The organism is Agrobacterium sp. AGB01 (genome assembly GCF_014851585.1).
In the GTDB taxonomy this organism is placed as follows: Bacteria; Pseudomonadota; Alphaproteobacteria; order Rhizobiales; family Rhizobiaceae; genus Agrobacterium.
In genome coordinates, this window is record NZ_JACVAB010000006.1 from 234,358 (window position 1) to 257,402 (window position 23,045).

The 23,045-nt window shown below is 55.8% G+C and carries 22 protein-coding genes and 1 riboswitch; of the genes, 6 read left to right on the top strand and 16 right to left on the bottom strand.

Going from position 1 to position 23,045, the window contains the following annotated elements:
* The 6 genes from IB237_RS20235 to IB237_RS20260 all read left to right on the top strand — a co-directional run bounded on the left by IB237_RS20235 (window position 1) and on the right by IB237_RS20260 (window position 7,738).
* Window positions 1–1,827, top strand: a complete 1,827-nt coding sequence (locus IB237_RS20235) for an ABC-F family ATP-binding cassette domain-containing protein (protein WP_192490519.1) — start codon at window positions 1–3, stop codon at window positions 1,825–1,827.
* Between the two features lie 96 nt (window positions 1,828–1,923).
* On the top strand, window positions 1,924–2,316 hold the full coding sequence (locus tag IB237_RS20240) for a VOC family protein (RefSeq protein ID WP_192490520.1): 393 nt from the start codon (window positions 1,924–1,926) through the stop codon (window positions 2,314–2,316).
* Between the two features lie 76 nt (window positions 2,317–2,392).
* Window positions 2,393–2,501: riboswitch (TPP riboswitch) on the top strand.
* A gap of 41 nt (window positions 2,502–2,542) precedes the next feature.
* On the top strand, window positions 2,543–3,565 hold the full coding sequence (gene thiB, locus IB237_RS20245) for a thiamine ABC transporter substrate binding subunit (protein WP_192490521.1): 1,023 nt from the start codon (window positions 2,543–2,545) through the stop codon (window positions 3,563–3,565).
* Window positions 3,566–3,597: 32 nt separating this feature from the next.
* Window positions 3,598–5,223, top strand: coding sequence for a thiamine/thiamine pyrophosphate ABC transporter permease ThiP (gene thiP / locus IB237_RS20250; RefSeq protein WP_192490522.1), 1,626 nt, complete (start codon window positions 3,598–3,600; stop codon window positions 5,221–5,223).
* Entirely contained in the window at window positions 5,220–5,939 is a 720-nt protein-coding gene (gene thiQ, locus IB237_RS20255) for a thiamine ABC transporter ATP-binding protein (RefSeq protein WP_192490523.1), read from the top strand. The genes thiP and thiQ overlap by 4 nt, the downstream gene beginning before the upstream one ends.
* 374 nt (window positions 5,940–6,313) lie before the next feature.
* The gene (locus IB237_RS20260; RefSeq protein ID WP_246788154.1) at window positions 6,314–7,738 is read left to right on the top strand and encodes a M48 family metalloprotease; all 1,425 of its coding nucleotides are present in this window, start codon (window positions 6,314–6,316) and stop codon (window positions 7,736–7,738) included.
* Window positions 7,739–7,825: 87 nt separating this feature from the next.
* Here the strand turns inward: IB237_RS20260 and leuC are convergent, their stop codons facing one another.
* The 16 genes from leuC to rpmA form a co-directional block, all read right to left on the bottom strand.
* Window positions 7,826–9,235: a 3-isopropylmalate dehydratase large subunit gene (leuC, locus tag IB237_RS20265; RefSeq protein ID WP_192490525.1), complete on the bottom strand. Its 1,410-nt coding sequence runs from the start codon at window positions 9,233–9,235 to the stop codon at window positions 7,826–7,828.
* Window positions 9,236–9,496: 261 nt separating this feature from the next.
* Window positions 9,497–10,312, bottom strand: a complete 816-nt coding sequence (locus tag IB237_RS20270; protein WP_192490526.1) for an amino acid ABC transporter permease — start codon at window positions 10,310–10,312, stop codon at window positions 9,497–9,499.
* A 49-nt stretch (window positions 10,313–10,361) separates the two neighbouring features.
* Entirely contained in the window at window positions 10,362–11,159 is a 798-nt protein-coding gene (locus IB237_RS20275) for a transporter substrate-binding domain-containing protein (protein ID WP_192490527.1), read from the bottom strand.
* Window positions 11,160–11,263: 104 nt separating this feature from the next.
* On the bottom strand, window positions 11,264–11,779 hold the full coding sequence (locus IB237_RS20280; protein ID WP_192490528.1) for an RNA pyrophosphohydrolase: 516 nt from the start codon (window positions 11,777–11,779) through the stop codon (window positions 11,264–11,266).
* A 46-nt stretch (window positions 11,780–11,825) separates the two neighbouring features.
* Window positions 11,826–13,022, bottom strand: coding sequence for a divergent polysaccharide deacetylase family protein (locus IB237_RS20285; protein WP_192490529.1), 1,197 nt, complete (start codon window positions 13,020–13,022; stop codon window positions 11,826–11,828).
* 65 nt (window positions 13,023–13,087) lie between these two features.
* The gene (locus IB237_RS20290; RefSeq protein WP_192490530.1) at window positions 13,088–14,416 is read right to left on the bottom strand and encodes a S41 family peptidase; all 1,329 of its coding nucleotides are present in this window, start codon (window positions 14,414–14,416) and stop codon (window positions 13,088–13,090) included.
* Window positions 14,406–15,830 (bottom strand): murein hydrolase activator EnvC, encoded by a 1,425-nt coding sequence (locus IB237_RS20295; RefSeq protein ID WP_192490531.1) that lies wholly within the window; start codon window positions 15,828–15,830, stop codon window positions 14,406–14,408. Before IB237_RS20295 ends, IB237_RS20290 begins: the two co-directional genes overlap by 11 nt.
* A gap of 101 nt (window positions 15,831–15,931) precedes the next feature.
* Window positions 15,932–16,414, bottom strand: coding sequence for a 23S rRNA (pseudouridine(1915)-N(3))-methyltransferase RlmH (gene rlmH / locus IB237_RS20300; RefSeq protein WP_192490532.1), 483 nt, complete (start codon window positions 16,412–16,414; stop codon window positions 15,932–15,934).
* A 161-nt stretch (window positions 16,415–16,575) separates the two neighbouring features.
* The gene (gene rsfS / locus IB237_RS20305) at window positions 16,576–17,004 is read right to left on the bottom strand and encodes a ribosome silencing factor (RefSeq protein WP_246788134.1); all 429 of its coding nucleotides are present in this window, start codon (window positions 17,002–17,004) and stop codon (window positions 16,576–16,578) included.
* 102 nt (window positions 17,005–17,106) lie between these two features.
* Window positions 17,107–17,760 carry a nicotinate-nucleotide adenylyltransferase gene (locus IB237_RS20310; protein WP_192490534.1) on the bottom strand — a complete coding sequence of 218 codons (654 nt, stop codon included), beginning with the start codon at window positions 17,758–17,760 and terminating at the stop codon, window positions 17,107–17,109.
* Window positions 17,735–19,021 (bottom strand): glutamate-5-semialdehyde dehydrogenase, encoded by a 1,287-nt coding sequence (locus IB237_RS20315; protein ID WP_192490535.1) that lies wholly within the window; start codon window positions 19,019–19,021, stop codon window positions 17,735–17,737. Before IB237_RS20315 ends, IB237_RS20310 begins: the two co-directional genes overlap by 26 nt.
* Entirely contained in the window at window positions 19,014–20,183 is a 1,170-nt protein-coding gene (gene proB, locus IB237_RS20320; protein ID WP_192490536.1) for a glutamate 5-kinase, read from the bottom strand. The genes IB237_RS20315 and proB overlap by 8 nt, the downstream gene beginning before the upstream one ends.
* On the bottom strand, window positions 20,180–21,250 hold the full coding sequence (gene obgE, locus IB237_RS20325) for a GTPase ObgE (protein WP_192490537.1): 1,071 nt from the start codon (window positions 21,248–21,250) through the stop codon (window positions 20,180–20,182). Before obgE ends, proB begins: the two co-directional genes overlap by 4 nt.
* 145 nt (window positions 21,251–21,395) lie before the next feature.
* Window positions 21,396–21,989 carry a GNAT family N-acetyltransferase gene (locus IB237_RS20330; protein ID WP_246788136.1) on the bottom strand — a complete coding sequence of 198 codons (594 nt, stop codon included), beginning with the start codon at window positions 21,987–21,989 and terminating at the stop codon, window positions 21,396–21,398.
* Complete coding sequence (locus IB237_RS20335; RefSeq protein ID WP_192490539.1) at window positions 21,986–22,621, bottom strand: GNAT family N-acetyltransferase; 636 nt, start codon at window positions 22,619–22,621, stop codon at window positions 21,986–21,988. Before IB237_RS20335 ends, IB237_RS20330 begins: the two co-directional genes overlap by 4 nt.
* Before the next feature lie 128 nt (window positions 22,622–22,749).
* Entirely contained in the window at window positions 22,750–23,019 is a 270-nt protein-coding gene (rpmA, locus tag IB237_RS20340) for a 50S ribosomal protein L27 (protein ID WP_192490540.1), read from the bottom strand.
* Window positions 23,020–23,045: the final 26 nt, after the last annotated feature.

Consider the following 23,045-nt stretch of genomic DNA (forward strand, 5'->3'; position numbering starts at 1 on the left):
TTGGCGCCTCCCATTTTGAAACTTGACGATATCACGCTGACCTTTGGCGTTACGCCACTGCTGAACGGTGCCAACCTGCAAGTGGAACCGGGTGACCGTATCTGCCTCGTTGGTCGCAATGGTTCCGGCAAGTCCACGCTGATGAAAATTGCCGCCGGTCTGGTCGAAGCGCAATCCGGCGAGGTGTTCAGACACCCATCCTCGACGATTCGTTACCTGGAGCAGGCACCGGATTTCAATGGTTACGACACTGTACAGGCCTATGCGGAAGAAGGGCTTGGACCGGGCGATGATCCCTATCGGGTTACATATCTGCTTAACCACCTTGGCCTGACGGGACAGGAAGACCCCAAAAGCCTGTCCGGTGGTGAAGCTCGCCGTGCGGCGCTTGCTCGCGTGATGGCACCTGAACCCGACATCTTGATGCTGGACGAGCCCACCAACCATCTGGATCTGCCGACAATCGAATGGCTGGAAGACGAACTGCAGAAAAGCCGCAGCGCACTGGTCCTCATTTCGCACGACCGTCGGTTCCTTGAAAAAGTTTCCAACTCCACTGTGTGGCTCGATCGCGGTACCTCGCGTCGTCTCAGCCGCGGCTTTGCCCATTTCGAGGAATGGCGCGACAAGGTGCTGGAAGAGGAAGAACTCGAGCAGCACAAACTCGGCAAGGCGATTGAGCGCGAAGAACACTGGATGCGCTATGGCGTAACCGCCCGTCGCAAACGCAATATGCGCCGCGTCGGCGAACTTCAGGCGATGCGCGCCCAACATCGTGGCCACAAGGGACCGCAAGGTTCCGTACAGACCACAGCTGTTGATGCTCGTGAATCCGGCAAACTGGTGATCGAGGCCGACAGCATTACCAAGTCCTATGGTGATCGCACCATCGTGGCACCCTTCTCACTGCGCGTGCATCGTGGCGACTGTATTGGTCTGGTGGGGCCAAACGGAGCAGGCAAGACCACGCTTTTGAAAATGCTGACCGGACAGCTGCAACCAGATAGCGGCACTGTCAAACTCGGCACCAATCTCGATATAGCCACGCTCGATCAGAAGCGTGAAGAACTGAACCCGAATGACACGCTGGCGCACTATCTGACCGACGGACGTGGTGAAAACCTGCTGGTCAATGGCGAACTGAAGCACGTGACCGGCTACATGAAGGATTTCCTGTTCCAGCCGGAACAGGCCCGCACACCGATCAGGAATCTCTCCGGTGGTGAACGTGCCCGTTTGATGCTGGCACGTATTCTCGCCCGCCCGACCAACCTCCTCATTCTCGACGAACCGACCAACGACCTCGACATCGAGACGCTTGATCTGTTGCAGGAAGTGGTCGCCGGATTTGTCGGCACCGTCATTCTCGTCAGCCACGACCGTGACTTCCTCGACAGAACAGTGACCTCGACCATTGCGCCGGCCAATCCCGATGCGCCAGATGGCCGTTGGATCGAATATGCCGGCGGTTATTCCGACATGATGGCGCAGCGCAAGGGCGCAGCCGAAGAAAAGCGCAAGGCGGAAAAGCAGGAAAAGGCAAAAAGCACCTCCTCTTCAGCTGCGTCGGAAGATGCACCAAAGGCCAAGGGTAAATTGTCCTTCAAGCAGAAGTTCGCTCTGGAGAACCTGCCCAAGGAAATGGAAAAGGCCCAAATCGAAATCGCCAAGCGCGAAGAAAAGATGGCCGACCCCAACCTCTTCACCAAAGACCCCACAGCTTTTGGCAAGCTTGCCGACGAAATGGAAAAGCTGCGACACAAGCTGGTCGCCATGGAAGAAGAGTGGCTAGAGCTTGAAATGCTGCGCGAGGAACTGGAAGGCTAAAATTCCTTTCACCACACCGGAACCTCCGCTCTTCATCCATCTTTGACAGGGAAGCGATTTTACGTTTTCCTTGGCAAAGATGGAGGAGTTCAGAAAATGCGTATGATTTTCGTCAATCTGCCTGTTCGCAATATCGAAACGACAAAAGCTTTCTTCACCGCACTCGGCTTCAGCTTCAATCCCGAATATTCGGACGAGAGAACGCTGTGCATGATCGTGGAGCAGAACATCTTCGTCATGTTGCTTCAGGAAGAACGTTTCCGTGATTTCATCAACGGCGATATTGCCGACGCCACCCGCACGACCGAAGTGCTGACCTGCCTGACGGCAGAAAGCCGCGAAGACATCGACAGGATGATTGCCACAGCATTGTCCTCCGGCGGCCGCGAATGGAAACCGATTCAGGATCATGGCTTCATGTATGCCGGAAGTTTTCAGGATCCCGACGGCCATGTCTGGGAACTGGTCCATATGACCGGGCAGTCCTGAAACCATCGGATTTGGCACCCGACTGTTGCCATGACTGGCTATCTTGCCAATTGATGACAGTAAGATTACACCTTGCCTTGCTCTAACGGGGTGCTTTGTCTTTACCGACAAGGCTGAGAGGCTTCCGCCAACCCGAAGAACCTGATCCGGTTAACACCGGCGGAGGGATTAGACGGCTCATTATCAGCGCCCTATTCCCGTTCAACATATGAAAGAGGAGGCGCGGATGCGCAGCATTTTGAACAATTCCCTAATCGCCAAGGCACTGGTGCTTGCGGCATTTGCCGTGCCCGGCGCAGCATTTGCAGCCGACAGGACACTGACGGTCTACACCTATGAAAGCTTCGTGTCCGAGTGGGGTCCTGGCCCCAAGGTCAAGGAAGCATTTGAGAAAAATTGCCAGTGCACGGTCAATTTTGTCGGTGTTGCCGATGGCGTTGCGCTTTTGACACGCCTCAAGATGGAAGGTGAAACATCCAAGGCCGATGTCGTTCTGGGGCTCGACACCAACCTCGTTACTGAAGCCAAGGAAACCGGCCTGTTCGAGACAAATGGCATCGATACGTCAGCTGCCAAGGTTCCAGGCGACTACAAGGATGATATCTTTGTTCCCTACGACTACGGTCACTTCGCCATCAACTATGACACCCAGACCATCAAGAACCCTCCACAGAGCCTGAAGGATCTGGTCGAAGGTGATCCTTCCCAGAAGATCGCCATTCAGGACCCGCGTACCTCTACCCCCGGCCTTGGCCTGCTCCTGTGGGTGAAGTCCGTTTATGGTGATCAGGCACCGGAAGCCTGGGCAAAGCTCAAAAACCGTATTCTGACGGTCACGCCGGGCTGGTCTGAAGCCTATGGCCTGTTCACCAAAGGAGAAGTGCCAATGGTGCTGTCCTACACGACCTCACCTGCCTACCACATGGTCGCAGAAAACACCGACCGCTATCAGGCAGCCAGTTTCTCGGAAGGCCATTACATTCAGATCGAGGTGGCTGGCCTGTTGAAAAATGCCCCGCAGAAAAACCTTGCCAAGTCATTCCTCTCCTTCATGCTGACACCGGGCTTCCAGGACGCCATACCGGAAAACAACTGGATGATGCCGGCTGCGGCAACCAGCGCACCGCTGCCAGAGGCGTTTTCCAAACTTGTTGTTCCCACCAAGACATTTCTGATGTCACCTGAGGAAGTGGCCAAGAACCGCAAGGCATGGATTGATGAGTGGCTGGCAGCCATGAGCATCAACTAACGTTTTCCAGATCGGAAATTCAGGCCAGCGCCATGATTTCAACGGCTGAACAACGGCAATCGATAGGCACGGGAATGGCGGCTTTTGCCGCTGTTCTCGCATTCATTGGCCTTGGCACATTTGCCCTTCTGTCTTTTGATGCAGGTGCTGCAAGCGATGAACTGTTCGGTACCTACACCTGGCGTATCCTGCGCTTTACCCTCTATCAGGCAACGTTGTCGACCGGACTATCAATCCTTTTTGCGCTGCCTGTCGCACTGGCTTTGGCAAGGCAAACTGTGTTTCCCGGTCGTATCTGGATTATCCGCCTTATGGCCGTTCCCATGGGGCTACCGGTTATCGTGGGTGCGCTTGGCCTTATTGCCATCTGGGGAAGACAGGGCTTCTTGAACACCACGCTGACATCACTCGGTGTTGAACAACCTTTCAGCATTTATGGCCTGTCAGGAATTCTGCTGGCACATGTCTTCTTTAACCTGCCGCTTGCCACCCGCTTGCTGCTGGCCGGGCTGGAGCGTATTCCCGGTGAATATTGGCGTATGGCGGCAAGCCTTGGCATGCCCTCCTGGTCCATTTTCCGGTTCATTGAATGGCCGGCGCTGATAAAACTGGTTCCCGGTGTCGCCGGGCTGATTTTTATGCTCTGCGCCACCAGTTTCACCCTTGTGCTGATGTTGGGCGGCGGGCCTGCGGCGACGACGCTTGAGGTGGCGATCTATCAATCGCTGCGCTTTGATTTCGATCCTCCACGTGCCATTGCTCTTGCTACTCTGCAAATCGTCATGACCGGGTTGTTGCTCGCCTTATTAAGCTGGCTGCCCAGACCTGACGATGAGGGTTTGAGCCACGGCCGGACCATCCAGCGCTATGATGGAAAAAGGCTTCAGGCACGGCTGCGCGACGGTATTCTAATCATCGCCGCTGTGGTTTTTATGGTGGCACCCTTGCTTAGTATCGCCATATCCGGCTCGACCGCCAACTTATCGCGCCTGTTGGCGGCCGATGTGTTCTGGCGGGCAGCCGGAACCAGCCTGTCCATTGCGCTGGTTTCGGCCAGTATTGCCATTGGCATTTCCGTTGCCCTCATCAATGCGCGCTCGACGATCCGCGGCAACCGCAAGGCAAACCTGCTACTACGTCTTATCGCCTCCGCGATGTCCGGTGGCGCGTCCATGGTGCTGCTGGTGCCACCAGTGGTGCTGGGGAGTGGCTGGTTCCTGCTGTTACGGCCGCTCGGCGATATCACGCTGTTTGCACCGGCGTTGGTTGCGTGCATCAACATGCTGATGGCGCTTCCCTTCGTTATGCGGGTTCTTGAACCGGCATTCCAGACTCACCAGGCGCGAACTGGAAGACTGTCAGCCAGTCTCGGCATGGGTTGTTTTGCCAGATTGCGTTACATCCATTGGCCAATCCTACGTAAACCTCTGGCAACGGCCTTCAGCTTTGCAATGGCCCTGTCACTTGGCGATCTCGGCGCAATCGCCCTGTTCGGTTCGCAGAACTTTATCACCCTGCCTTGGCTGGTTTATAGCAATATGGGCAGCTATCGTACCAATGACGCCGATGGTTATGCGCTGATCCTGGGTGTGATCTGCCTGATATTGGCCATGGGTGGCGCAGGCACGTCACAAACCCGCAAGGCGCAAAACCAATGACTGAAACCGCTCCTTCCGGCATTCGTTTTAATGATGTGGCGCTGAAACTTGGATCGCAGGAGTTTTCCTTTGATTGCCAGTTGCCGCAGGGCACGATCACTGCAATTACCGGCCCATCTGGTTCAGGGAAATCAACCCTGTTGAATCTGGTCGCTGGTTTTGAAACACCAGATACCGGCACCATCATGATTGACGGGCAGGTCGTCACGCACCTAGCCCCGGCCGACCGACCGGTCTCGGTGATCTTTCAGGACAACAACCTGTTTTCGCACCTTGATGTGTTCACCAATATAGCGCTCGGCATCAATCCTTCGCTAAAACTTTCCGCGCAACAGCGGCAGTCCGTTTCAAATGCCCTGCAGCGTGTCGGTCTTGCGGGCTTTGAAAAGCGTCTGCCGCCAAATCTGTCGGGTGGAGAACGGCAACGTGTTGCCATGGCACGGGCTCTGGTGCGCCACCGCTCGGTACTGTTGCTGGATGAGCCCTTTGCCGCTCTTGATCCCGGTTTGCGCGCCGGGATGGCTGAATTGCTGTCCAGTTTGCATCAGGAAACCGGCAACACTGTATTGCTGGTCACCCACAAACCCGAGGAAGTACAACAGTTGGCCAAACATGTCGTGTTCATGGATAAGGGGAAAATCCTGTTCCAGGGCACACCGGAGATTTTTTCCGAGAACGGGAACATCCCCCAAATTCGTACGTTCCTGAAGGGATAGCTGCGGCACACGCCGTTCGCCACAATTTCGACGCGGGCAAGTGGCAATCGGCTTAGTACGGCTTCAACAGGGGATTGAGTGTATTTGATCGTCTATTTGCTAATTTACTTTGGTTGCCTGATGAGCCATGCAAGATGGTCAAGAATATTGAAAAGATTCGTCATCGATAATAGCACACCACAAGGCGTGACAATTTGTGTCCATTGATGGACAGTATTCGCACAATAAACTAGCAGTGCGTAACATCAGGGGCACAGGAACTGACTGACAAGATGACGATTTCCATAATAGCAAGGCAGGCAAGGACATCTCATCCGCGCGCGCAGCGTTATGGCAAACTTGTGCGCTCTATTGCCGGCCTGACAGTTGCTGCGATGACGCTCAGTGCGTGCCAGTCGCTGTTCAGCCAGTCCTATCAGGCAAGTGTCCGCCCGTCGGACAACCCGCAGACCGTTGAAGAAGTTCAGAAAAATGACCCGCGTGCCCAGATGGGAGCACGCGAACACCCGCGTATTGTTGCAAGTTATGGCGGTGAATATCGCGATGAAAAAACCGAACGCCTGGTTGCCCGCATTACCGGTGCACTGACGGCCGTTTCGGAAAATCCGCAGCAATCCTACCGCATCACCATTCTCAATTCCCCGGCGATCAACGCATTCGCGTTGCCCGGTGGCTATCTTTATGTCACACGCGGACTGTTGGCGCTCGCCAACGACGCGTCGGAAGTTGCGGCCGTTCTGTCGCATGAAATGGCCCACGTCACTGCCAACCACGGCATTGAACGCCAGCGCCGCGAAGAGGCTGAGGTTATTGCCAGCCGTGTTGTGGCGGAAGTGCTGTCCAGTGATCTGGCTGGAAAACAGGCATTGGCGCGCGGTAAACTGCGATTAGCAGCATTTTCTCGCCAGCAGGAGTTGCAGGCCGACGTCATTGGTGTACGCATGCTGGGTGAGGCGGGTTACGACCCCTATGCCGCAGCGCGCTTCCTCGATTCCATGGCCGCTTATGCCCGCTACACATCCGTTGAGCCGGATAGCGACCAGAGCCTGGACTTCCTTTCCAGCCACCCCAATGCGCCACAGCGCGTTGAGCTGGCACGTCGCCATGCCCGCGCCTTTGGGCAGGAAGGCAGCGTGGGAGATCGTGGCCGCGAATGGTATCTGAACGGCATTGACGGCCTGCTTTATGGCGACAGCCCGCAAGAAGGTTATGTACGTGGCCAGACATTCCTGCATGGCAGCCTTGGCATTCGTTTCGATGTGCCGGAAGGTTTCCAAATCGACAACAAGGTTGAAGCCGTTCTTGCAACCGGCCCCGGCGAAATGGCCATCCGTTTTGATGGTGTGGCAGATGCCAAGCAGACGGATCTTGCCAATTACCTGACCAGCGGTTGGGTGGCTGGGCTTTTGCCGAATACCGTGCGCAAAACGCAGGTCAACGGTCTAGAGGCGGCAACTGCCCGCGCCACAGCTGAAAAATGGGATTTCGACGTCACTGTCATCAGGCAGGGTCAGCAGATTTTCCGCTTCCTGACGGCTGTGCCGAAGGGCAATCCACAGCTTGATACGGTCGCAAACGTCTTGCGTACCAGCTTCCGGCAGATGACCAGCGCAGAAATCGCCTCACTCAAGCCATTGCGCGTTCGCGTGGTCACGGCAAAACCAGGCGAAACCATAGCCACCATGGCGGCGCGCATGATGGGCACCGACCGCAAACTGGATCTGTTCAAGATGATCAATGCGATGGGCGCTGGTGCAGTGTTGCAGCCCGGGCAGCGCGTGAAGATCATCGCGGAATAACCGGCGAATACTCCTCCTATACGAACAAATAAGCCCTCAGGAAATTTCATTTCCGGAGGGCTTTGTCTTACTCGGCAGTCTTAAATCTTATTTCCACTCGCGCACGTCAACGAAGTGGCCAGCGATGGCGGCAGCAGCGGCCATGGCAGGCGACACAAGGTGCGTACGGCTCTTGTAACCCTGACGTCCCTCGAAGTTACGATTCGAGGTCGACGCACAACGCTCACCCGGCTGCAGGCGATCATCATTCATCGCCAGACACATCGAACAGCCAGGTTCGCGCCATTCAAAACCGGCGTCGAGGAAGATCTTGTCGAGACCTTCGGCTTCCGCCTGTTCCTTTACCAGACCGGAGCCCGGAACAATCATAGCCGAGACGGTTGGTGCAACCTTGCGACCATCGACCATCACGGCAGCAGCCCGTAGATCTTCGATACGTCCATTTGTGCACGAACCGATGAACACCCGGTCAATGGCAACGTCAGTCATTTTGGTGCCCGGCTGCAGGCCCATATATTCGAGCGCACGCCACTTGGAGTTACGCTTGTTTTCGTCAGCGATATCATCAGGGTTTGGAACGGTGCCCTGAACCGAAACAACGTCTTCCGGTGACGAACCCCAGGAAACGATCGGCGGCAGATTGGCGCCATCCAGAACAACGATCTTGTCGTAATGTGCACCTTCGTCAGACTTCAGAGTCTTCCAATAGGAAATGGCCTGTTCCAGCGTTTCGCCCTGCGGTGCACGTGGCTTGCCTTTGATATACTCGAAGGTCGTTTCGTCCGGAGCAATCAGGCCCGCACGTGCGCCGCCTTCGATTGTCATGTTGCAGACCGTCATACGGCCTTCCATTGACAGCGACTGAATGGCTTCGCCCGCAAATTCAATAACATGACCGGTACCACCGGCTGTGCCGATTTCACCGATGATGGCGAGGATGATATCCTTGGCGGTGACGCCTTCCGGCACCTTGCCATCGACACGCACCAGCATGTTCTTGGCCTTCTTCTGGATCAGCGTCTGGGTCGCCAGAACGTGTTCCACTTCCGAAGTACCAATACCGTGCGCCAAGGCGCCAAACGCGCCATGCGTCGATGTGTGGCTGTCACCGCACACAATCGTCATGCCGGGCAGGGTAAAGCCCTGTTCAGGACCGACGATGTGAACAATACCCTGACGTTTGTCGCGCTCGGAATAATATTCAACACCGAATTCCTTGGCATTTTGTGCCAACGCTTCAACCTGAATACGGCTTTCTTCGTTCTTGATGCCTTCAAGACGGTCAGCAGTGGTTGGAACATTGTGGTCGACCACGGCCAGTGTACGGGTTGGCGAATGAACGGGACGACCCGCCATACGCAGACCTTCAAAGGCCTGCGGCGACGTCACCTCGTGAACGAGGTGACGGTCGATGTAGAGAAGACAGGTTCCGTTCGGATCACTATTAACGACGTGATCATCCCAGATTTTATCATAAAGGGTGCGGGGTGCGCTCATGGCTTTATCCATCGGATATTGAAAAAGGGAAATGGGCTTCGCAAAAAGGCTGACAGCCTTGAAGGGCTATCAGGCGAGCGTAAGTCGGCTGTTGAGCGCCCCGGACAAGCGCGCGAAGAAACGTGCCGGCAGACGTTTATGATCCTGCAGCACGAAAATATTTTGCGCGAGACATCCGAATTTCGATCCCATGACCATTTCATTAGCAGATTGCTGCCTGCGCTTCAATATCAATGACACGCAGGAACACGGGAGCTCGCCTTATCCGGCCGGAGCCCGCCGCATGGCCTTTTCAATACGCCTGAGAACAAGCGACAAACCAACCGTGAGGATCAGGTAGATATAGGCGACGATCGAGTAGGTTTCGAAGAAACGAAACGAGCCTGCCGCATAGACCTTGGCCATCTGGGTTATGTCGGTAACGCCCAGCACCGACACCAACGAACTGTCCTTGACCATCGACACAAAGTCATTGGAAAGCGGCGGGAAAACCGTTCTGACCGCCTGCGGCAGAATGATCAGCCGGAACCGTTGATAACGATTAAGCCCAAGGGCCTTTGCGGCCTCAATCTGTCCTTCGTCAACGGACTGAATGCCAGCGCGAAAAATTTCCGCGAGAAACGATGCGTAACCAATCGTAAGCGCGATAATCGCCCGCCAGACCAGCGAGAAGTCACGCACCAGAACCGGCTCCAACCAGCCTGCCGACACAAGCGGCGTAGTCACCCAGTTGTAGAGACTGACAAGCCCCGGCGCCCCGACAAAGGCAATATAGAACAGCAAGACCAAGATGGGGATGCCGCGGATAACTTCAATGTAAAAGCGCGCAATCTGCCGCAGCACCACATTGTCAGACAGACCGAGCAGCGCAATGCCGAGACCAAACACGACAGCAAGAAAAAAAGCTGCGAGCGTCACGAAAATGGTGATACCGATGCCTTTGACGACGGTGGAAAAAACCTGCGCGTAAAGGTCGGTGGCAATGATTGTTACCGCCAGTCCGGCACCGATCACGACCAATGCAACAAGCCACCACGGAAAGTCCTTCTCCGTGGTGCTGTGTTTGATAAAACTCATCGTGACAATTTCCGATAAACGGAAATCAGCATGCAGGCGATGATTTCACTCATTCGCCAAGCTTGTAGTCGAGGAACCACTTCTTATCGAGCGCGGCAATGGTGCCGTCTGCCTTGAGGGCCGCGATACCCGCATTGATCGGTGCGACGAGGTCCGAGCCCTTTTTGAATATGAAGCCGAAATCATCTCCACCCAAAGGCGCACCAATCAGCTTCAAGGTGCCGTTGGACGCGGCTACGTACCCATTGCCGGCAACTCCATCGGTCAGGACCAGATCAACGTCGCCGGTCTTGAGCGCCTGTACGCTTGCACCGAAGGTTTCCAGCAGCTTGATGCGCGGGTTCTGCTCGTTGCCGTCGAGAACATCATAAACGGCAGTGTAAAATGGGGTTGTTCCAGCCTGTGCGCCAACAAGACCTTTGTCGAAGCCAGCAAAGCTCTTGGCATCGGTGAAGCGGTTTTCATCAGCCCGCACCAGCATGAACATTTCCGAGCGCATGTAGGGGTCGGAGAAGTCGACCTTTTCCTTGCGGTCATCCTTGATGCTGATACCGGTCATGCCGATATCATATTGGCCATCCGAAACAGCCTGGATCATCGCGTCCCAAGAGATGTTCTGATATTCGACCTTGAAGTTCAAACGCTTGGCAAGCTCGGCAACCGCATCATATTCCCAACCGATGGCCTTGCCAGACTTAGGATCGACAAACTGCAGCGGCGGGTAGGCATTTTCCGTGACCACCACCACAGTACGCCCTTTAAGGTCGGGAAGATCGGCAGCAAAACCCGTGAAAGGGGCAACAATTGCGGCCATGATGCCGGCAAGCAGCGTACGTCTGAAAAACATGTCTTTCTCCTGTGGCGGGAGCGGTGAAAATGTCACATTTCAAGCCGCAAAGACAAGAAACAAATTGGCTTGAAACATGCGGCTTTTAAAACGATCCGGTTAAATCAGGACTGCGGTGACAGGTGACGGAATTCGGCGACAACCTGATCGTATACACCACGTTTGAACGGCACGATAAGGTCCGGCAGGCTTTCCATCGGCTTCCAGCCCCAGGCATCGAATTCCGGATGATTGCCGGTTGGTGGCGGGTTGATCTCGATCTCGCTTTCGCCGCCGTCAAAACGGAAAGCAAACCAGCGCTGCGCCTGCCCACGGAATTTTCCTTTAAGGCCAATGCCAAGAAGATGCGGTGGCAGGTCGTAATGTATCCAGTCGCGCGCTTCGGCGAGCAGTGTGATGCTACGCATGCCGGTTTCTTCATAAAGTTCGCGAATGGCAGCATTCAACGGCTTTTCACCATCATCGATGCCGCCCTGAGGCATTTGCCACAGCTGTCCGGAGCCATCATATTCCGAGTTCTTTTCAGGGATACGTCGTCCGGCCCAAACCAGCCCTTGCGCATTCAACACCATAATCCCGGCGCAGGGACGGTAAGGCAAATCTTCAGGCTTGATTGTCATGACAGTCCTCACGGAAAACGGCATCCGATAGCCGCAGCAGCGATCTTTACTGTCCCGGCCTGTCAGAAACAAGCGCCGAAACCGCAACGATCTCAATGCCACGCGATGTCGCTTCGGAGACCCAGTCGGACACCGCGGTAATGCTCTCATCAAAGGCCGAGGCAACACCAATCGCCGAGCCGTTGCGACGCGCCAGACGTTCAAGATCATCAAGCCGCGTCATGATGGATGAACGGTTCACCTGTTCGTCGATCTGTATATCGCCAAACGCGTGCGGCATTGCCAAGGCTTTGGCAACCGCGCCGGTCTGGGATTGCGCCGAAGAACCATCATCAAGGAACAGCAGCCCGCGTTCGCTGACGTCACGCAGAACAGGTTCCAGCATCTTGGCATCGGCCATGTAGCGGCCGCCAAGGTAATTCATCACACCGGTATAGTTTGTGATTTTGGCCATGGAGCGGTGTAGGCGCTCCATATTGATCTTCTGGCTGTCGCCAACCAGCAAGGTATCAGGACCGGGATTGTTACCGGGATAACCGAACGGTTCAAAAGGTACTTGCAGCAGAATTTCATGCCCCTCACGCCGCGCCTCCTGCATCCAGCGCTGCAGGCTGTTGCCGCTGGCTGCAAAGGCAAGCGTGATTTCCGGTGGCAATGTTCTGATAGCGTTCTGGGTGCCGGTCTGGCTGAGGCCAAGTCCGCCAATCACGATGGCAATACGTGTACCACGCGCGCCAGACCATGGACGGGCATATTGTTCCAGCGAACGCAGACCATCAGCTCCGGTTTTCGGCAATTTGCCAAAAGCCGAATCCTCCAGCAGATCTTCATTCGGCATGGTGGCCATACGCGGGTTCTGACCATAGGTCTGACCGGTCATCAAAACCGGACCGTCACCGTCCCGGGGGCGGGGCGAAAACACAGATACGACATTGCCGTCCTCCGTGGTTTCCTGGCGCACATTTGCGCCCGACCGGCCACTGCTGACGGGAAGTCCTGCCGTTTCTTTTTCCGTTGTGGTTTGAGTCGACGGAGTTTTTTCCGCCTCCGCAACGTCAGGCGATGATTGCGGATCGCGGCCGGGTTTTGCCAGGTTGTCAGGAGCAATCACCGTGTAAACAGACAAGCCCAGAACCGCGCAAAGCGCAACGGCACCGGCAAGAGCAGCAACAGAAAAACGCCGGCTTTTGCCGGCGCTTTCCTTACGATCTTGCCCCAAGGGTTTGCGCAGTTCAGATACCAAAACGCGGCCTATCCCGATTGTTGTATGCAGGGGTAGGGAAAGCGCCGGACAACCGGCGCCCCTTATTACTGCTTGGTGACGACAGCTTTTTCAGGGTTTGGCGGGAAAGACGGGTCGGTCTTGTCGCCGCGCAGCAGATCGAGCGCATAGTTCAGCTGAATGTCGTCCTTGGCTTCCGGTGGCACATAGGCAGCAGAACCTGAACCTTCGTCCGTTTCGCTCTGGCCCTGGATGTGACCCGGCAGGCTGGATTCACCTTCGGAGCGAATTCGGCCCTGAAGCTCTGGCGGCAGCGGCTGGTCGACCTTGATATCAGGTTCTATACCTGTGCCCTGAATGGACTTGCCCGATGGCGTGTAATAGAGCGCCGTGGTCAGACGAAGCGCACCGGTTTCACCCAGTGGGATGATCGTCTGGACAGAGCCCTTGCCGAACGAGCGAGTGCCGACAACGGTGGCACGACGCAAATCCTGCAGAGCACCAGCAACGATTTCCGAAGCGGACGCCGAACCACCGTTCACCAGAACGATAACCGGCTTGCCATCCGTCAGATCGCCTGCCGTTGCGTTGAAGCGACGGGTTTCTTCCGGGTTACGGCCGCGGGTCGAAACCACTTCACCTCTTTCAAGGAAGGCATCCGATACGTTGATCGCCTGATCAAGCAGGCCACCCGGGTTGAGGCGAAGGTCGAGAACATAACCCTTCAACTTGTCACCAGGTACCTCGGCCTTGATTTTCTTGATCGCGGCTTCGAGATCGTCATAGGTCTTCTCCGTGAATGAGATCACCCGCAGATAACCAACATTGTCACCTTCAACACGCGACTTGACGGCACGTACGGCAATGATGTCGCGCATAACGGTGATATCAAGCGGCTTGTCGGCGCCCTGACGAATGATCGTCAGCTTGATCGGTGTCTTGACCTCACCGCGCATCTTTTCAACGGCCTGCTCGAGCTTGAGACCGCGAACCGGCTGACCATCGATTTCCGAAATGAAGTCGCCAGCCAAAATGCCAGCCTTGGAGGCAGGCGTATCATCGATTGGCGTGATAACCTTGACCAGTTCATTTTCCATGGTCACTTCGATACCGAGGCCACCAAACTCACCCTTGGTCTGGCTACGCATATCGGTAGCATCCTGCGCATTGAGGAAGCTTGAATGCGGATCAAGAGAGCTGAGCATGCCATTGATGGCGTTCTCAACCAGCTTCTTGTCATCCGGTGGCGTTACATATTGTGCACGCACGCGCTCGAATACGTCGCCGAAAATCGACAATTCCTTATAGGTAGACGGCCCAGCGGCCTGCGCCGGGATGCTCGCAGAATAAATGACACTCATCGCCGTGGCACCCATGAGTCCACCGATGAGCAGAAGCGAAACCTTACGAATCATTGTGCGCCCTTCCGGTATTTTTTGCGGTCCACCATGGTTGGGAATCAACCGGCACACCGTCTTTTCTGAATTCTATGTAAAGCGTTGGCCTATCAGTTTCCAGCGCCAATGCTGCTGCACTGGCCACTCTTTTTGCTCCCATGGAAGCAATAGGTTCACCGGAAAACACGAACATACCCTGGCGGGTTCTTATCGCATCCATTCCGGTCAGTACCAGATGGTACCCGTCACCTGCATTGAGAATAATCATTCGGCCATAGCTGCGGAATTCTCCAGCAAAAACAACATACCCGTCTGCGGGGGCTGTTACCAGTGCGCCGGGACCGGTTGCGATCACAACACCGCGAGAGGTATGGCCAGTTCCATCGGCATCGCCGAACTTTCTCAGCACATCGCCCGTTACCGGCATATCCAGTTTGGCCTTCAGACTTGCAAACGGATATGCGGGCGCAATGCGGTTTTTATCGGGCATGCCTGCGTCAGCATTTGCCGTTTCACGCTCGCGCTCATCTTCTGACAAACGACGAACTCGTTCCTCTTCGGCGCGCATCTTTTCCTGCGCTTCACGGACGGAGAATATCTCGTTTTCCAATGAGGCAACGAGGCTTTCAAGACTGGTTGCCTTGGAGGCAAGTTCTTCAGAGCGTTTGCGTTCCCCTTCAAGGTCCGCAGCCGTACGCGTTCCCTGCCTGTCATTTTCAGCAAGCAGCAGGTCGAGGCGCTTTTCTTCCTCGAGCCTTGCCGTCATCATCGCGGTCAGGTCAATCTTCTCACTGGCGATGGCCTTGCGCACATCGGTCAATGCCTTGAGGTCCGCGACTAGCTTGTCTGTCTCATGCCGCACACCGGGAACCACAGCTCCAAGTAAAATGGCGCTACGCACGGATGCGAGAGCGTCTTCAGGCGAAACAAGCAGGGCAGGCGGCGGATTACGCCCCATACGTTGCAGAGCAGCCAACACTTCAGCCAGGACACCCCGACGCTCACGAAGCGACGCCTTCACACCGTCTTCTTGCACACCAAGTTTGGCCAGCCGGTCCTCACCATCGGCAATCTTGCGTTCAAGGTCTTTTCTACGCGACGCAGAATCGATCAATTCCTGGCGGATTCGACTGCTGTCCTGATTGAGAGAGGCAATGCTTTCTTCCAGCTGTCGCGCCTTGTCTTCGGAAAGGCCGATACTATCGACCAGTTCCTGCAAGTCCTCGCGATTGCGATCACGCCGCGTTTCAAGGTCGTTCAGGGCGTCTGGCTGCTCGGTCTGCCCATTCTGTTCGATCGGTGCAGCCTGGGTCGGAAAGGGCGCAGCCACTGGCTCCTGCGCGTACGTACCCTGCGCAAGCACAAAAAGGGCGACAGCCAAGGCTGCTCCCGCAGAGGTCACGCATCTGGTGTGGGCGCTTTTCCGGTTCATGCCGCTTTCTGGAAAATCAAAATCAAGCGATTAACATACTCTGCTTCGCAATCGCCAGCCAACAACATCCTTTTATTCAGGCAACACAATGGCGTGTTTCCTTATACCCTGTGGTATGGATGCCCCGAAAGAATGGTAACGGCGCGATAAAGCTGCTCGGCAATCAGGATTCGAACAAGCTGGTGTGGCCAGGTCAGTTTCCCGAGACATAAAACAGCGGAGGCTTTTTCATAAAGGGCAGGGTCGAGACCATCTGCGCCGCCGATTGCAATGACAAGATCACGTTTGCCACCATCACGCAGATTGCCAATGGCATCTGCAAAGGCCGGGCTATCAAGTGCCTTGCCGCGCTCATCCAGCAAGATAAGCGCTGCCCCGTCGGTCAAATGTTTCTCAAGCAGTGCCGCTTCTTCGCGTTTTCTGGTCTCGGCATTCGATGCACGGCTTTCAGCAACCTCGATCACCCGTGAAAACTCGAGACCGATGGCCGGACCACTTTTGGCAAAGCGGTCTAGATAACGCGACGCAAGATCCTTCTCAGGACCGGATTTGAGCCGCCCCACCGCAAAAATCGCAACCCGCATTCCTGCTCCACATTGGTTGGTGATCAACAGTAGCAAGGGTCAGAACTCTGAACAATGACATGACCGCGGAATTTTTCCGGCCAGACGCCCATCGTCCGGCTGCGCTTGACGACACTCAAGAATGCTCCAAGTCTGAAATCCAGTTCAGAGGGAGCTTTCGTTCAGTGCAGTGTTTCTTCCTCGATATCCGGCGTCGCCCACATCTTTTCGATGTTGTAAAACACACGAATTTCCGGACGGAACACATGCACGATAATGTCCCCCGTGTCGATCAGAACCCAATCACCGGTTTCCAGCCCTTCTACGCGGGAGTTACGGAAACCATCATCCTTGAGGTCTGAAATAAGGTGCTCACAGATAGCCGAGACATGCCTGCTCGATCGCCCGGAAACTACAACCATGTAGTCCGCGAGCGCCGATTTCCCGGCAATATTCAAGGTAACGATATCTTCTGCCTTGGAGTCATCGAGGCTGGCGATGACGGTTTCGAGGGCACGTCTGGCGGCATCGGCGCCACTGTCATGACCCTTCGGGATAGCAACGGATGCTCTTCCCTTAGCGTGTACTGTTGTCAGAGGTTGTCCTTTCATATTTGACAAAACAAGCACAAAACGAACCGATTCTTTTTTCGATCCGTTACATGAAGGTGGCATCAAAGCCACCGGTTTTCAAGGGATCGCTTAAATCACCTTTTATCTCTTCACTGAATTGCGCAGAGCCGTCGAACTTAAGGTCGAGCGGGGACCATGGACAAAGGTCCAGGCTGGGGCGTTTTTGGTCCACAACACGCCGGCGTCATCTTCATCGACCCGCGCATGACTGTAAGCCTGAGCCATCGTGGATGATAAATAGGACAGGGTCGCTCCCGGTCTATCGATAACTGCAATTGGAAATGTCTCGGCGATTTCCCGCCATTTCTGCCAGCGGTGGAAGCTCTTTAAATTGTCTGCCCCCATGATCCAGATGAACCGGACGCCCGGGTTTCTAGCCTTGATCTTCTTGAGCGTATTGGCGGTATAACTGACCCCGAATGACTTCTCAAAGGCCGTGATCTTGATACGTGGATCATGAACCAGATGTTCACACGCCTGTATGCGCGCGGAAAGCGGGGCAAGTTCCTTGTGGTTTTTAAGTGGATTCCCCGGCGTCACCATCCACCACAGTTGATCCAGCCCCAAACGGCGCAACGCGATTTCTGCGACCAGCGCATGCCCACCATGTGGTGGATTGAACGACCCACCAAACAGCCCGACCACCATGCCGCGCTCCACATGCGGCATGGTCAGGTAACGCCGGTTGACAGGGTCTGCCATCAAAACGTCAGGTCCGTATCTGGCCGGTGCCATGCACGCGATATTTGAATGACGTCAACTGCTCCACCCCAACCGGACCACGCGCATGCATCTTGCCGGTCGCGATACCGATTTCCGCACCCATGCCGAATTCTCCGCCATCCGCAAATTGCGTTGAGGCATTGTGCAGCAGAATGGCTGAGTCGATCTCGTTGAAGAAGCGTTCAACAACCGCACCATCTTCGGCAATGACCGCTTCCGTATGGTTGGAGGAATAGGTGCTGATATGCTCGATCGCGCCGGAAATTCCGTCCACCAGACGGACCGAAATGATCGCATCGAGATATTCGGTGCGCCAGTCGTCCTCTGTCGCGGCCTCCACACCGGAAATGGCCTTTTCAACGGCTTCGGAACCGCGAACTTCACAACCCGCATCCAGAAGAACCTTGACCAGCGGCTGCAGATGCGTGGAAGCAACAGCCTCATCGATAAGCAGGGTTTCAGCGGCACCGCAGATGCCGGTCCGGCGCATCTTGGCGTTGAGAACAATCTTTTCGGCCATTGCGAGGTCAGCGGATTTGTCCACGTAAATGTGGCAGATGCCTTCGAGATGCGCAAAAACCGGCACACGGGCTTCTGTCTGCACACGCGAGACAAGACTTTTGCCGCCGCGCGGGACAATGACGTCCACGGTGCCATTCAGGCCGCCAAGCAAGGCACCGACCGCTGCGCGATCGGCAACGGGGACCAGTTGAATGGCATGTTCCGGCAAGCCAGCGATTTTCAGACCTTCAACGAGGCAGGCATGAATGGCTTGCGACGAATGCAAGGAGTCCGAACCCCCGCGCAAGATGACCGCGTTGCCCGCCTTGAGGCAAAGCGCGCCAGCGTCCGCCGTCACATTGGGTCGGCTTTCGTAGATCACACCGATGACACCAAGTGGCGTCCGCACTCGTTCGATCTGTAAGCCATTGGGGCGATCCCATGCGGCAATGACCTGACCGACCGGGTCAGCAAGTGCCGCAATGGCGCGAATGCCTTCTGCGACCGAAGCAATACGGGCTTCATCAAGGGTCAGGCGGTCAATAAAGGAGGCAGCAAGGCCCACCTTTTTACCAGCCTCCAGGTCTTTCGCATTGGCCTGAAGAATCTTGTCTTTCGATGCCTCGATCGCAGACGCCATAGCCAGCAACGCACGGTTCTTTTGATCCGTCGATGCCACTGAAAGAGGTCGCGCAGCAGCTTTCGCCTGAAGACCGATCGTATTCATCAGTCCGTCAATATCAGGGCTACGGCTCACGGCCTGCTCAGGCATGGATTTCATCCTTCTTAACGGCTGATACGGTCACACTTGCGCCGGTCATAACGAGATCGTCGCGGTGGATCATGGCGGAACGTCCGACATAACCCAGAATAGCTTCAATTTCCGAGGACTTGTGTCCAGTAATCTGGCGGGCTTCTTCGGCATCGTATCCGGCAAGGCCACGCGCGATTTCACGCCCGTCCACGCCGATAATGGCCACGGCATCGCCGCGCCCGAAATTGCCGCTCACCCGCCGCACGCCGGCGGGCAAAAGGCTTTTGCCGGCATAAAGTGCGGTCTGCGCACCGGCATCGACATGCACTTCACCGGCAGGCTGCAATTGTCCGGCAATCCAGGTTTTGCGTGCGGTGACAGGCGTGCCAGACGGCGCAAACCACGAGGACCGTGCACCCTCGTCAATGGCACGGAGCGGATTGAGGGTCTTGCCCGATGCGATAATCATGCCGCAACCGGCAGCCGTCGCGATCTTGCCGGCATCAATCTTGGTGCGCATGCCGCCACGCGATAGTTCCGACGCAGCACCACCTGCCATCGCCTCAATTTCAGGCGTGATCGTTGCAATACTGTCGAGAAACTTGGCGTCGGGATCAAGATGCGGGGGCGCTGTATAAAGCCCGTCAATATCTGATAACAGCACCAGAAGGTCGGCTCCGGTCATCGTCGCAACACGGGCTGCAAGACGATCATTGTCGCCATAACGGATTTCGGTTGTCGCAACCGTATCGTTTTCATTGATGATCGGAATGGAGCCGATCTTCAGAAGCTGGTTGATGGTCGCGCGGGCGTTGAGATAACGCCGGCGCTCCTCCGTATCGGACAGCGTCAACAGGATTTGTCCGGCAATAATGTCATGCCGTGAAAGGCTCTCAGACCAGGCGCGGGCCAGAGCAATCTGACCAACTGCTGCTGCTGCCTGGCTTTCTTCCAGCTTCAATGCGCCGGATGGTAGACCCAGGACGGTACGCCCGAGCGCAATCGCACCCGAGGAGACCACCTGAACATCAGCACCCTTTGCCTTCAAAGCGGCGATGTCTTCGCAAATCGCGTCCAGCCAGTCTTTTTTCAGACCGCTCTTACGGTCAACAAGCAGAGCCGAACCGATCTTGATAACGATGCGGTGGTGGCTGGAAACAGGTTTGCGCTTTGCGCTCATAACCGGTCGTCTCCGTCATCCTCACCGCTTCTGTCCTCGATCGGCATGGAACGGTCTGGCAGCGCAGTTTCACCGCCTGCTGCAGAAACAATAATGTCACGCAGTGCACGCAACACTTCCGTCATGCCGGCATGGGTCGCCGCCGAAATCAGAAGTGGCGGACGTCCACACGCCTTTTCCAACTCCTTGGCTTTTTTCTTCAGTTCTTTTTCGTCGAGAACGTCGATCTGTGAAAGGGCGACAATTTCCGCCTTGTCGGTCAGACCACCGCCATAGGCCTCAAGCTCGGCCTTGACCGTCTTGTAAGCCTGGCCGACCTTTTCTTCCTGCGCCGACACCAGATGCAGCAATACGCGCGTCCGCTCGACGTGACCGAGAAAACGGTCGCCGATACCAACGCCTTCATGCGCACCTTCGATCAGGCCCGGAATGTCAGCCAGCACGAATTCGCGGCCATCGATGGTCGCAACGCCAAGGTTGGGATGCAGCGTGGTAAACGGGTAGTTGGCAATCTTCGGGCGCGCGCGGGTAACCGTGGCGAGGAAGGTGGACTTTCCTGCATTCGGCAAACCGACCAGACCGGCATCGGCAATCAGCTTGAGGCGCAGCCAAACGGTCTTTTCTTCACCGGCCAGACCAGGATTTGCCCAGGTCGGTGCCTGGTTGGTCGAGGATTTGAAATAGGCATTGCCAAAACCACCGTTACCACCGGCGGCCAGACGGAACCGCTGGCCTTCCTTGGTCAGGTCGGCAATCAGCGTTTCATTGTCTTCTTCAAAAATCTGCGTACCAACCGGCACTTTCAGCGTCACGTCAGAACCCTTGGCGCCGGTACGGGTCTTGCCCATGCCGTGCTGGCCAATCGACGCCTTGAAGTGCTGCTGAAAGCGGAAATCGATCAGCGTGTTAAGGCCGTTGACCACTTCCACCCAGACATCGCCACCACGTCCGCCGTCACCGCCATCGGGTCCGCCGAACTCGATGAACTTTTCACGCCGGAAGGATACAGCGCCTGCGCCGCCATCACCGGACTTGATATAGACTTTTGCTTCATCGAGAAATTTCATTGTAGTGCCGTTCTGTCAGCCGTTTACGCAACATTGCTTTTGTCGCTTGGAATATAGGCGCTTTGCCCGGACGTCAAAGATTATCGTGACGGGCAGCGCCATGTAAAACAAGGCCGGCTTCGCAAGAAACCGGCCTCGTGTATGGTTATCGCGGTCGTGAAGGCACAAAATCCTCTGCCGCCAAGACGGTATCCAGATGCGCAACCATTGCCGCGCGCGAGACCGCATAGGTCTCATGGCAGCCGGTAATCCGGAAACCCAGCTTCTCCTGAACCCGCAGCGAACCGGGGTTATCCGCAAACACACCAGAATGCATGGTCGCAGTCGGCATGCGGCGGAAGAACCGTTCAACAACACCGCTAACGGCCTCGGTCATGTAGCCCTTGCCCCAATAGAAGCGGTTGAGCCAGTAACCAAGATGCCATTCGCCATGGCGAAACTCGACGGAAACGACACCGATCAGCGTGTCATCATCGCGGGTGATGGCAAAATCCCAATCCGGTAACGTGCCTGATGTCCGCAGGATAAGCCATTCCAATGCGTCTTGGCGATAGTAAGGGGCAGGAACTCTGGCCAGCATGCGCGTTACTGCAAAATCACTCAAGGATTCTGCAATGCTACCGGCATCGGCAAGTCGTTGCGGCCTGAGCACCAGACGACGTGTTTCAATGGTCGGGCAGGGACCGGGAGGTGGCAGGGTATCAACCTGCCTGCTACGCAACAATTCAGCATTGGTCATCGCATATCCCCCCAGCTTCTGAGAGAAACCCAGGTCTTGCGATCCAGCCGGAACCATTCAACAGGCACCATGCCGCCCAAAGCCAGCGAACCCACCATGCCGGAGCTCTGGAACTGGAAACCGCACTTCTGGATAACGCGGCGCGATGCGACATTGGTGACCCGGCAACGTGCATCGATGAAGTCGATGTCACGAGTGCGGAACGCCATGTCGATCAGGGCATGTGCAGCTTCTGTCGTATAACCATTATTCCAGTAGGGTTCGCCTAGCCAATAGCCAAGCTCAACCGTACCGGGATCATCAGGGTCAGGCTCCAGACCGCAGCACCCCATAAACTCGCCATTGTCCATGCGGGTAATCGCATAGACGCACTTGCCAATCTCGCCAGCTTTCGTACGTCGCACAAAATCAGCGGCATCTTTGGCCGTATATGGGAGCGGCATACGCGACACCATGGTCGCAATATTGGCGTTGTTGGCGAGATGGGCAAGGGCGTCAATGTCTTCTTCGTGTGGCGCGCGCAAAACGAGCCGTTGCGATAATAAGACAGGGCAATCGGTCCTTGACCGTTGCGGCCTCAGCCGTTCCTGGGGCGACCGCTCTTGGTCAGCCCTGATCAATTCATCCTGCATGGTTCAGTCCTCCTGTTGGGATAAAGAAAAAGGGGAGATGGGTGGTGCCCCATCTCCCCTGTTTTCTGACTGAACCTAAAGCGGCAGCCGGGTCGATGAGACACCGGCTGCATATAACGCTTACCGGCTTATTCTGCGGCTTCCACTTTCGGTGCCACAGACACGTATACGCGGCCGTTAGCCTTCGTACGGAAGGATACGTTACCGGCGGTCAGCGCAAAAATCGTGTGGTCCTTGCCGAGGCCAACGTTGGCGCCCGGATGCCACTGCGTGCCGCGCTGGCGCAGAATAATGTTGCCTGGAATGACGGCTTCGCCGCCGAACTTCTTTACGCCAAGGCGCTTGGAATTCGAATCGCGACCGTTACGCGATGAACCGCCAGCTTTTTTGTGTGCCATTGGAGTGCTCCTTTAAAACCTAGTTT